This window comes from Nocardioides sp. NPDC004968 (assembly GCF_040608935.1).
Lineage (GTDB): Bacteria > Actinomycetota > Actinomycetes > Propionibacteriales > Nocardioidaceae > Nocardioides.
Genome location: NZ_JBEXJF010000062.1, coordinates 1 through 11,002, shown reverse-complemented (window position 1 = coordinate 11,002; position 11,002 = coordinate 1). Strand labels below are relative to the sequence as shown.

Annotated in this window: 8 protein-coding genes; 2 read left to right on the top strand and 6 right to left on the bottom strand. The window is 71.3% G+C overall.

Annotated features, from left to right (window positions below; genetic code table 11):
- Positions 1–103: 103 nt before the first annotated feature.
- The 4 genes from ABZU72_RS28135 to pepN all read right to left on the bottom strand — a co-directional run bounded on the left by ABZU72_RS28135 (position 104) and on the right by pepN (position 8,116).
- Complete coding sequence (locus ABZU72_RS28135; RefSeq protein WP_355022070.1) at positions 104–1,327, bottom strand: hypothetical protein; 1,224 nt, start codon at positions 1,325–1,327, stop codon at positions 104–106.
- Positions 1,328–1,483: 156 nt separating this feature from the next.
- Entirely contained in the window at positions 1,484–4,405 is a 2,922-nt protein-coding gene (locus ABZU72_RS28130; RefSeq protein WP_355022069.1) for an SMC family ATPase, read from the bottom strand.
- The gene (locus ABZU72_RS28125; RefSeq protein WP_355022068.1) at positions 4,405–5,604 is read right to left on the bottom strand and encodes an exonuclease SbcCD subunit D; all 1,200 of its coding nucleotides are present in this window, start codon (positions 5,602–5,604) and stop codon (positions 4,405–4,407) included. The genes ABZU72_RS28130 and ABZU72_RS28125 overlap by 1 nt, the downstream gene beginning before the upstream one ends.
- A gap of 61 nt (positions 5,605–5,665) precedes the next feature.
- Positions 5,666–8,116, bottom strand: coding sequence for an aminopeptidase N (gene pepN, locus ABZU72_RS28120; protein ID WP_355022067.1), 2,451 nt, complete (start codon positions 8,114–8,116; stop codon positions 5,666–5,668).
- A 37-nt stretch (positions 8,117–8,153) separates the two neighbouring features.
- Here pepN and ABZU72_RS28115 point away from each other — a divergent pair, with 37 nt between their 5' ends.
- The gene (locus tag ABZU72_RS28115; RefSeq protein ID WP_355022066.1) at positions 8,154–8,591 is read left to right on the top strand and encodes an OsmC family protein; all 438 of its coding nucleotides are present in this window, start codon (positions 8,154–8,156) and stop codon (positions 8,589–8,591) included.
- Between the two features lie 13 nt (positions 8,592–8,604).
- Here ABZU72_RS28115 and ABZU72_RS28110 read toward each other — a convergent pair whose 3' ends face one another.
- Both ABZU72_RS28110 and ABZU72_RS28105 read right to left on the bottom strand, forming a co-directional pair.
- Positions 8,605–9,666: an S-adenosylmethionine:tRNA ribosyltransferase-isomerase gene (locus ABZU72_RS28110; protein WP_355022065.1), complete on the bottom strand. Its 1,062-nt coding sequence runs from the start codon at positions 9,664–9,666 to the stop codon at positions 8,605–8,607.
- The gene (locus tag ABZU72_RS28105) at positions 9,663–10,385 is read right to left on the bottom strand and encodes an SDR family NAD(P)-dependent oxidoreductase (RefSeq protein WP_355022064.1); all 723 of its coding nucleotides are present in this window, start codon (positions 10,383–10,385) and stop codon (positions 9,663–9,665) included. Before ABZU72_RS28105 ends, ABZU72_RS28110 begins: the two co-directional genes overlap by 4 nt.
- A gap of 61 nt (positions 10,386–10,446) precedes the next feature.
- Between ABZU72_RS28105 and soxR the strand changes: the two genes are divergently transcribed.
- On the top strand, positions 10,447–10,920 hold the full coding sequence (gene soxR / locus ABZU72_RS28100) for a redox-sensitive transcriptional activator SoxR (RefSeq protein ID WP_350713968.1): 474 nt from the start codon (positions 10,447–10,449) through the stop codon (positions 10,918–10,920).
- Positions 10,921–11,002 lie beyond the last annotated feature (82 nt).

Sequence of the window (11,002 nt, the reverse complement as noted above, 5' to 3'; positions counted from 1 at the left end):
CTTTCTGCACCGTGGTCTGCTCCTGCCCGCCGGTGGTGTCCTTCGCCGAGTGACCTCCCGCCGAGTCGGCGCGTCATGACGCGCCGACTCGGCGAGGTTTTGGTCAGCTGAGGGTCATAGTGGGCTCGCCGTTGGCGTTGAGCCCGGTGCCGTGGGTGCACGTGCCGGACCTCGGCGCGCCACCGTTATAGGCCTGGCGCAGGCAGTTGCGCAGAGCGAGCTGGCCCCAGTAGTTCGGGTGCAGACTCTCCTGGATGTAGTAGTTGCCGCTCGTGGTGGAGACGGTGCGGATCTGGTTGACCCACTCGGTCTTGTCGACCGCACCTGCGACCCGCCAGCTCGACAGCCCCTTCTCCTCGAGAAGGCCCACGGTGTTCTCGCACAGACGGCGGCCGGCGAACGCACCGGAGACGTTGAGCGTCTTGATGTTGGTCAGCCCGGAGTCTGTCACCGCACCCGAGATCGCGTTGTTGATCGTCGGCAAGATCGTGGTGTACGCGTAGTCGGCGTCCGCGTTCCAGAAGCCGCACCCGCCGGTGTTCTGGCGGGAGTAGCCGGACTCGCTGTAGCGGTAGCCCGACGAGGTCGCCAGCGGCGAGGGCACGTTCTGGACGATCAGGGTCCACCCGTTGTCTGCGTAGCCCGCGTTGCGCATGGCGGTGCGTACGTTCTGGAAGGCGGTGGCGATCCGGGCCCGCACCGCGGCGACGTTACCGGCCGCCATCGCGTTGGTGACGACGGCGTCGTCCTTGCAGTAGTCCTTGTACCAGGACGGCGAGGTCAGGAAGTTCTGGACGCACTGGGTGACGATGGCGGCGAAGTTGAAGTCGTTGCCGCCGATGCCGATCGTCACCGCTTTGACGTTGTGGGTCGCCGCGAAGCTCTGCAGCATGAGGGCCTGGCCCTGGTTGCTGCCGCTGGCGTAGAAATCGATGCCGGGCTTGAAGTAGCCCTCGGGGGTCGTGGTCGTGGCGACCTTCGCGCCCGAGCAGGCCAGATTCAGCCCGCTCACGCCACCGCCGATGTACGCCTCAGCGGCCGTGCTGCGGTGACACCGGTTGATCGTCTCGGCGGTGTGGGTGGCGTTGTCGAAGTACGTCGCGCTGCCGCCCGCATCGATGAGTGACTCGCCGGAATTGCTGTTTCCGGCCCAGCGGCCGGCTTCTCCGGAGACGTAGCTGTCACCCACGGTGACCATCCACGGCGTGCCGCTACCGGGGCCGTCGGCGTGTGCAGGCGAGGCCATCAACGATGTCGCCGAGAGCAGGGACGCGGGTAGGAGAAGGGTCGCGGCGACCTTGGCGACACGGGTGGTGAGACGTGGCACGGAAACCTCCGGTTGGTCTGGGACGGGCTTCCGCGGTGCGGAGCCGCCTCAGGCTAGTGACGTACGTCACGCCAGGGAATGGCTCGTAGGTAATACCTGTCGACCCGAAGGTTAATTCTTCGGCAACGCCATCGAGCGACCCGAGTTCTTCCGGTGTCAGGTGCCGAGGACCTGAAGGGTGGAGCCCTCTCGGCCCTTGGCCACCGCGAGCTGGGTGGGGATGCGCTCGCGCATCTCGGTGACGTGGCTGACCACGCCGATGATGCGGCCGCCCTCACGGAGGGTGTCGAGTACGTCGAGTACGTCGTCGAGGGTGTCGGCGTCGAGGGAGCCGAAGCCCTCGTCGACGAAGAGGGTGTCGAGCATCTGGCCGCCGGCCTCGTTCATGATCACGTCGGCCAAGCCCAGCGCGAGGGCGAGGGAGACCACGAAGGTCTCGCCGCCGGACAGGGTCGCGGGGTCCCTCGACTCGCCGGACCAGTCGTCGCGGACCATCAGCGCCAGGCCGCCGCGGCGGTCGCCGGCGCCCTTGGCCGCGGAGTGCTCCAGGGCATAGCGCTGGTCGCTCATCTTCGCCAGCCGCTCGTTGGCGGCGGCGACGACCTGGGTGAGGCGATAGGCGACGACATAGGCCGACAGACTCATCTGGAGCTGGTTGTCGCTGCTCTTCCCCTCGGCGAAGGAGGCGATCCGGGCAGTGACCTCGAGGTCGTCGCGTACGGGCGCCCAGGCCGAGAGCGCGCGCGTCAGGTCGCGTTGCAGCGAGTCGAGGCGGGCGGCACGGGTGGCGGCGGTGTCGGCCGCAGAGCGGGCGGCGTCGGCGGCATCGGCGGCCTTGCGGTGGGCGGTGGTGAGCGCGGGCAGGTCCGGCTCCTCGGTGGCCAGGATCTCGGCGGCGCCGGGGGAGTCGAGGGTCGCTCGGGCGGCCGCCACGCTGTCGGCGTACGTCTTGATCTGGCTGTTCAGCGCCGCGACCCGCTCCGGTGGGAGCGCGGCGGCGAGGGCACTCGCGGGGGTGTCGAAGCCGGCCCTGACCGCGGTGGCGGTGAGCGTGCGCTCGGCGGCGGCGAGTGCTTCGGCGGCGCGGGTGGCGGCCTCGAGATGCTCGAGGCTCGTGGTCGCCGCGCGGTGGTCGCGCTCGAACGCCGTGAGCACGGCGTCGAGATCCGGGTGGTCGCCGCGGACGTCGGTCAGCTGCTCCGCCAGACGCTCGCGTTCCTCGGTTAGGTGACGCAAAGTGGTCTCGAGCTCGGCTGCTCGGGTCTCCAGCTCGGCACGGAGCGTCGCCGAACGGGCCCGGGTCTCCTCGGCGGCGGTGAGCTGGGCGCGCAGGCTCGGCTCGCGTGCGGCCGTACGCTCCAGACCGGCCAGACGCTCGCCCATCGACGCGGCCGCCTCGTCGGTCTCCCCAGCAGCCTCCTGGGCGAGCTGGAGACGGGTGGTGAGGTCGCGCACGTGCTGGTCGCGGGCGTGCTCCTCGGCGCTGGCGTTGTCGTAGGTCGCCTGGGCGGCCTTCTCGGCAGCCGCGTCGGGGGCGCCGTCGGCGGGGGAGGCCTTGTGGGGGTGCTCGTGGGACCCGCACACTGGGCAGTCCGCACCGACCGCGAGCGCCCCGGCGAGCTCGGCCGCGATGCCGTCCAGCCGGGCCTGGCGTACGTCGAGATAGTGGGTCCGCGCCTCCATGGCGGCTGTCCTGGCCGACTCGTGCCGGGCGCGGGCGTCGACGAGCTCCCGGGTCAGCCGGCCGACCTCGGTGACGGCGGCGACCTGAGCGCGCAGCACCGGGATCGCCGCGGCCGCCTCGGTGGCAGCCGCCAGGTCCGCGGTGAGGGCCTCGGCCTGCTGCGGCAGCTCCTCGGCGAGCCGGGCCTGCTCGCGGGTCTGGGTGAGGAGCCGGTCGCGCTGGGTGGCGGTGGTCGCGAGCTCGCGGGTGACCTCGCTGAGACGGCGCTGGACCGGCACCAGGGCGCGGGCCTGGGCGAGACGCGCCGAGATCCGGTCGACGGCCGCCTTGGCGTCGCTCAGGGTCAGGTCGCTCGGGGCGAGCGAGGTCGCCCTGGCGTGCTCGCGCCGCGCTTGATCGGCGAGCTCGCTGACCCCGGCCACGGCCTCGGCCCGCTGGGCGGCCTCGACGCGGCGTACGCGCTCCTCCTGCTCCTCGGCCGCCGCGACGAGACGGCTCTCGGCCGCGGCGGCGGCCCGGAGACCGCGCTGCTTCTCTGCCATCGCCCGGGCGGCGTCGAGGGCGGCGAGGGTCTCCGACTCCGCGGCCAGGGCCTCCATCGCGGCGCCTGAGGTAGCTGCCTGCGCCTCGGTGGCCTCCTCGGCCAGCGCGCGGGCCCAGGTGGCGATCGCGCCGTCGCCGGCGGGGAGGCCGAGGTCGTGGACGTCCCAGTCGTCGGGGAGCGTGACGGCCGCGGTCTCGCTGATCCGGCTGACCACCTCGGCGACGCCGGCGTTGAGCTCCTCGGAGCGCCGCCGGAGCTCGATGCGGCGCTCACGCAGCCAGCGCTCGACATCGGCGAAGCGCTCGGTGCGGAAGAGCCGCTCGAGCAGCCGTTTGCGCTCCTCGGCGCTTGAGCGGAGGAAGGCCTGGAAGCGGCCCTGGGGAAGCATCGCGACCTGCACGAACTGGGTCAGCGTCATGCCGAGGAGGTCCGAGACCAGGTGGCCGGCCTCGTCGAGGCGGGTGGTGAGGGTGCGCCACTCCTCGCCGACCTGCTCCATGAGCACGACGGAGGCCTGCTGGGTCGTGGTGCCTGCGCCACGACGCTTGGGCCGCTCCCACGACGGGGAGCGGGCGATCCGGAAGCGTCGCTGGGCGAGCGTCGCCTCGAGGACGACCCGCGTCGCGACCTCAGCCGGGGCCCGGTCGCTGCGCAGCCGCTTCGCGACCGAGCGGTCACCGGGGACGTCGCCGTAGAGCGCGAAGCAGACCGCGTCCAGGACGCTCGTCTTGCCGGCTCCGGTGGCGCCGGAGAGCAGGAAGAGCCCCGCCTCGGAGAGCTGGTCGAAGTCGACGCTCACCGTGCCCGTGAACGGGCCGAACGCGGCGACCTCCAGGTGGTGAAGGCGCATCAGAAGAGCACCTCGAGCCACTCCTCTTCCTCGGCGACGTCGGAGCGCGAGTCGAGCGAGTCGACCTCGGGGTCCTCGCAGCAGGCGTCCACGGCGGTCTGCAGGAGCGTCAGCTCGGCCTTGGCCGCGGGCTCGCCGCGGAGCTCGGCCACGAACTCGGTGACCAGGTCGATGTCGCGCCGCGGCCGGGACGGGTCGGGCTGCGACAGGGCGCCGAGGACCGGTGCGGTCGACTCGAACCCCAGCACGAGGGTGTGCGGGAACCGCCGGCGCAGCCGCTCCATGGCCTGGGCCGGGCGGATCCGGTCGGTCAGGGTGATCTGCAGCCACGACTGCTCGTGGACCTCGTGGCGGGGGTCGCTCAGGAGCTCCTCGAGCGTGCCTCGCAGCCGGGCGAGGTTGCGCGGGACCGGCGCCTCCACGAACTCGCTGGCGACGAAGCCGGACTCGTCGAGATCGATGAGCCAGGAGCCCTTGAGGTGGTTGGCCTCGGAGAAGGAGTAGGCCAGCGGGGAGCCGCTGTAGCGCACCGTGTCGGTGATCGTGTGGCGGCCGTGGAGGTGGCCGAGGGCGGCGTAGGAGATGTCCTCGAAGAGACTGGCGGGCACCATCGAGACGCCGCCGACGGAGATGTCGCGCTCGGAGTCGGAGGGCTCCGCGCCGGTGACGAAGGCGTGGGCCATCACCACGCTGCGGCCGCCCCGGCCATCGAGGTCGGCGCGGACCCGCCGCATCGCCTCGCCGAGCGCCGCCTGGTGGGAGCGTGACTCGAGCCCCCAGGACGCCCTGGCCGCGTCGGGATCGAGGTAGGGGAGACCGTAGAAGGCCACCTCGCCGTGCTCGTCGGGGAGCATCACCGGGCGGCCGACACCGGCCAGGTCGGTGCGGATGAAGATGCCGGCGGCGTCGATCAGCTCGGAGCCGAACCCCAGGCGTTGGGCCGAGTCGTGGTTGCCGCTGGTGATGACGACCTTCGCCCGCGAGGCCGCGAGCCGCGAGAGCGCCTCCGAGGCCAGCCGCACCGCGTCGACGTGCGGAAGCGCACGGTCGTAGACATCGCCGGATACGCACACCACGTCGACGGATCCCTGCTCCACCACGGAGAGGAGATGGTCGACGTACGCCGCCTGGTGCCCGAGCATGCCCTCCCGGTGGAAGGACCGGCCCAGGTGCCAGTCGGAGGTGTGCAGGATCCGCATGAAACGAAAACTATCGGTGAGCACGGACAGTCTTGCCCCCGACTCACCGCCGGAGCGTCGGCTACGCGGGATAGGTCACCTTGATCGCCAGCTGCCGCTGCAGGTTGTCGGCCGCGTCAGCGACCCGGCGGCGTACGCCCGGGTCGAGATCCAGCTCGATGACCGCCCGAGCGGCAGCGAGGGTCTCCTCGGTGACCGAGCCGCTCGGGAAGAACGCCTCGGCGGCCTCGGCGAGGCTCCAGCCCGAGCGCTTCTCGGCGGTGGCGGGAAGCTCGGCGAAGTAGCGCTCGACATAGCCCGCGGTGAGCTCGGCCGGACCGGTCCAGAACGCCCGCCCGGCGGCGAGGATGTCGTAGTTGGGCAGGTCGGTCTCGCCGGTGAACACCGACCAGCCGTACACCTTCGCCTCTGCGTCGGGGATGCTGACCAGGGCGCCGTTGAGGTGGATGCGGGCCTCGTTGGCGGGCTCCGCGTCATAGGCAGCCTGCAGCTCCGAACGATCCGCGAGACCGTTCTCGGCGAGCTTGGCCAGGATGCGCCAGCGCAGGTCGAGGTCGGTCTCGATCCCGGCCGGGGGAGTGGCCAGCCATTCCCGCAGCAGCGACTCGGATGACGCCGAGCGGATCGCCGCGCGGTAGGACGACAGCTGCAGCTCGGAGCCGGGAGCGACCTCGGCGAGCTTGCGGAGGGCGGCCTCGTGGAGCCGCTCGCGAGCCCCCGCGGGTGCCAGCGGCACCACCGAGCCGAAGAGCCACGGCATGGTGCGCCGCGGGGTGTCCTCGAGGTCCTCGACCGGCAGCGACGCCTCGGCGATGTCGATGACGTCGGCCGGGTCCACCGCCGCGTTGAACCAGGCGCTGCGCAGGTTGTTCCACACGCCCGCGCGCAGGCCGTCGTCGGTGATCGAGGCGATCGCGCCCTTGAGCGCCTGCACCGTCTCCCAGTCGGGGATGGCCGAGGCCCAGGTGTCGTCGTAGGGGTCGAGCACGACGGCGTTGGCAGCCACCTGGAGCGGCGTCTGGTCGCCGCTCACCGTGATGTCCTCGGTGGTCCACCGGGTGCCGTTGAGGATCGCCGCGCGGAAGGTGTGGGAGCGGTCGGCGGGGTGCAGCGAGGGAGCGGTGCGGTTGACGACCATCTTGGCAGGGTCCCACGAGAGCGTGTCCGGGCCGGCTTTGAGCAGCCACTGTGAGGTGAACGTGTCGAGGTCGAACTCGACCCCCGCCTCCGCCGCGGCGGCATCCCAGGAGCCGAACAGGTCATGCATCGTCGCGTTGCCGAACCGGTGCCGGGTGAAGTGGTCGATCGCGCCCGCGAAGAAGACGTCGTCGCCCAGGGACGCGGCGAGCTGGCGCAGGATCGCCGAGCCCTTGGAGTAGGAGATCCCGTCGAAGTTCTGCAGCGCCGAGACGGCGTCCTCGGCGCCGTTGCCGGCGACCGAGTGCGTCGAGCCGCGCTGGTCGGCGGTCAGGCCCCACTGGCGGCGGGCGTAGGACATGTCGGCCCAGGCGTCGGCGTACTCCGTGACCTCGGCGGTCACCCGGTTGCCCATGTACTCGGCGAACGACTCGTTGAGCCACAGGTCGTCCCACCACTGCGGCGTGACCAGGTCGCCGAACCACTGGTGAGCCATCTCGTGGGCGACCGTGGTGGCCCGCTGGATCCGCATGCCACGGGTCACGCGAGAGGTGAAGACGAGCGGGTCCCGGAAGGTCACGCAGCCCGGGTTCTCCATCGCGCCCGCGTTGAATTCCGGCACGAACGCCTGGTGGTAGTTGCCGAACGGGTAGCGGATGCCGAAGAGCCGGTGGAACTCGTCGAAGCACTGCTTGGTGATCGTGAAGAGTTCCTCCGCGTCCTTGTCGAGGTCGGCGGCGATGCTCTGCCGCGAGCTCAGCGACAGCGGGATCCCGTCGTGCTCGTCGTGGATCATGTGCCACGGGCCGGCGACGAGCGTGACGAAGTACGTCGACAGCGGCTGGCTCCGCTCGAACTCCCAGGTCCCGGGCGAGGTCTGGGTGCCCGGAGCGTTGCCGATCACGGTCCAGTCGTGCGGAGCGGTCACGTGGAAGGTGTAGGGCGCCTTCAGGTCCGGCTGGTCGAAGCAGGCGAAGATCGTCGGGGCGGCGTCCATGAAGCACATCCCGTAGACGTAGGCCCGTCCGTCGGCCGGGTCGACGCTGCGGTGGAGCCCCTCGCCGTCGTTGCGGAACGGCATGGTGGCCTCGACGACGAGCTCGTTCGGGCCCTCCTGCGTGCTGATCGGGAGACGCCCCTTGGCGAGCGTGCCCGGGTCGATCGAAGCACCGTTGAGGCTGATCCGCTCGACCGAGACCGGCTTCAGGTCGAGGAACGTCGGGCCACCTCTCGAGGTGAACCGGATCGTCGTCACGGAGCCGAACGTCTCCTCGCTGGAGCCGAGATCGAGGCGTACGTCGTAGTCCTCGATCTTCAGCAGGCTGGCACGGGCGGCGGCCTCGTCTCGGCGCAGGGGCAGGCTCTGGGTGCTCACGTCGCACAGGCTAACGGGCGGATGGCACTCTTTCCCCATGACTGACTCTGCTGCAGACCTGCGCTCGGTATCTCTGGAGAAGATCGGCGAGCACCGCTTCCGTGCGACCAACGCGCGTGGCGGCACCGTGGTGATCGGCCACGGCGACGACCCCGACTTCACCCCGGTCGAGCTGCTCCTCGCCGCCCTGGCCGGCTGCAGCGCCCTGGACGTCGACTTCATCACCGGCAAGCGGTCCCCGATGGAGACCTTCGAGGCCCTCGCCGCGGCCCGGAAGATCCGCGACGAGCAGGGCAACCGCCTCGTCGACATCGCGGTCACCTTCGACATCACCTTCCCCGAGGGTGAGGCCGGCGACGCCGCCCGCAAGGTCCTTCCGGACGCGATCAAGAAGTCCGAGACCCGGCTGTGCACCGTCGGCCGCACCGTCGCCGTCGGCACCCCGGTGAGCTACGGAGAGGGCGCCCTCTCCTAGCTCGCCTCGGCACTCAGGGGAGCAGGAGGGCGGAGTCGCCGAACTCGTGCCACAGGTAGCCGTCGGCGACGGCGGCGTCGTAGGCCGCCTGGGCGAGCTCGGGGCCGGCGACTGCCTCGACGAGCAGCAGGTGGCTGGCCTGAGGGTCGTGCCAGCCGGTGATGAGCCCGTTGACGACGTACGGAGGGTTGGCCGGCGTGATGACCCGGTCGGTCCACCCGCTCGCCGCCCTGACCGCGCCCGTCGCGGGGATGACCGCCGACTCGAGGGCTCGGGTGACGGTGGTGCCGGCCGCGACGACGCGGCCCCCGGCGTACCTGGTCTGCTCCACCAGTCTCGCCGTGGTCTCGGAGACCTCGAACCACTCCGCGCCGGGGGCCTCGCCGGCCTCCTGGGAGGAGACCCCGGTGTGCAGGGTGATCGGCGCGACCTGGATGCCGCGGGTGACCAGCTCGGTGACCAGTGGGTGGGTGAACGGGCGCGCCGCCGAGGGCATCTCGGCGCTCCCGGGACGGTGCCCGAAGACCGTCTGGTAGGCGGAGAGCGGGTAGCGGCGGTCGAGATAGCCGTACGCGATCGGGCGGCCGGCCCGCTCGAGCTCGGCGGTGACGTCGCCGGTGACGCGTGCGCGCCACAGCCGGTTGCCCTCGCCGGTGGGGGAGGAGGGGCGACCGTCGGGGTACGGCTCGAGGAGGGTCACCCGTAGGCCCGCGGTCACGACCACGTCCCCCTCGGCGGCGTCGAGTACGGACCGGGAGGCGTCCGGCGCGGAACGGAGCTCCACGGCCCAACCGGTGTCGAGGCGCTGGGCGAGGTGGAGCACGACCCGGCCGCGCCCGATCAGGTCGGCGTCGAGCTGGCGGGCCTCGGTCACCGAGTCGTTGACCACGACCAGGTCGCCGGGGGAGAGGTGGTCGGCGAGGTTGCGGAACCGGGCATGTCGTACGCCGCCCGGGGAAGCCACCAGCAGGCGCACCCCGTCGCGCTCGATGCCGCGCCACTCCGCAGGCGCGGGAGCGGTGGTCTCGTCGGGAAAGGGGAACGTGGTGGTCGGTCGTTCGGCGAGCATGGTCATCGGGTTGCTCCCTTCGACAAGCTCAGGACATCGCCTACGGATGCGAGTTCGGTGGCGCGGTAGCGCCCGGACGGCTGTTCGCCAGAGAGCAGTGCGAGCAGGTGCGGAACGACCGATTCCGGCAGCGGTCGGTCGGAGATGTCCTCACCGGGGAAGGCGGCCTGGTGCATCGCGGTGCGCATGTCGCCGGGATCGACGGCGTACGCGCGGATGCCGTTCTCCTCACCGAGAGTGAGGACCATGTGGTCGAGCGCGGCCTTGCTCGCCGCGTACGTTCCCCAGGTCGGGTAGTGCTCGACCGCCGCGTCGCTCGAGATGCCCACGAGGGTGCCGCGCGAGGCGATCAGGTAGGGGAGGAGCCGCTGGGTGAGCGTGAGCGGAGCGAGCAGGTTCGTCTCGAGCACGCTGGAGAAGAGACTCTCGGGGACCTCGGCCAGCGGCAGCATCGGACCGAGCTCGCTGGCGTTGTGCACGAGCAGGTCGAGGCGCCCGTGGCGGGCGACCGCGGCCGCGATCGCGTCCTGATGGTCGAGATCTCCTACGTTGCCGCTCAGCGTCGTCACCCGGGGGCTGTCCGGCAGGGCGGCACGGAGACGGTCGGCGTTGCGGGCGTCGGTGACGACGCTCCAGCCCTTGTCGATGAGGGAGGTCGCGACGGCGAGCCCCAGCCCCGCGGAGCCGCCGGTGATGACGGCTACTTCGTTGTCTGATCTGTTCATGCCCCCTAGGATTCAACCTAAAGTGAACTTGAGATCAAGGGCTGTGACAGAAAAGAGTGAGATGAACACCCACGACCTGCTCACGATGGGCGAGGTGACCCGGCGCAGCGGCTACGCGGCCTCCGCGGTGCGCTACTACGAGAGCCAGGGCCTGATCCGGGCCGAGCGATCGGCCGGGGGACAGCGTACGTTCGAGCGCAGCGTCCTGCGCCGGCTCGCCTTCATCAGGGCCGCCGCCAACGTCGGCCTCTCCCTGGACGAGATCAAGGCCGAGCTCGACTGCCTGCCGGGGGATCGAACCCCCACCAAGGCCGACTGGGCGCGCATGTCCAGGCACTGGCGCCGCCGCCTCGAGGAGCAGATCCACGCCCTCGAGCGTCTCCGGGACAACCTCGACTCCTGCATCGGCTGCGGCTGCCTCTCCCTGCAGCGCTGTGGCATCTCCAACCCCAACGACGCCGCCGCGGCCCAGAGCGCCGGCGCTGCGTACCTTCCCAAGGTCCTGCGCCGCGACCCACCCCGCCGCCGCGCCTGACCCGCCGAGGCGTCAGCCCCGTCGGCCGAAGCGTCACCCGAGTGCCGACTCTGCCCTCGCGCTCCCCAACGGCGTGACTAAT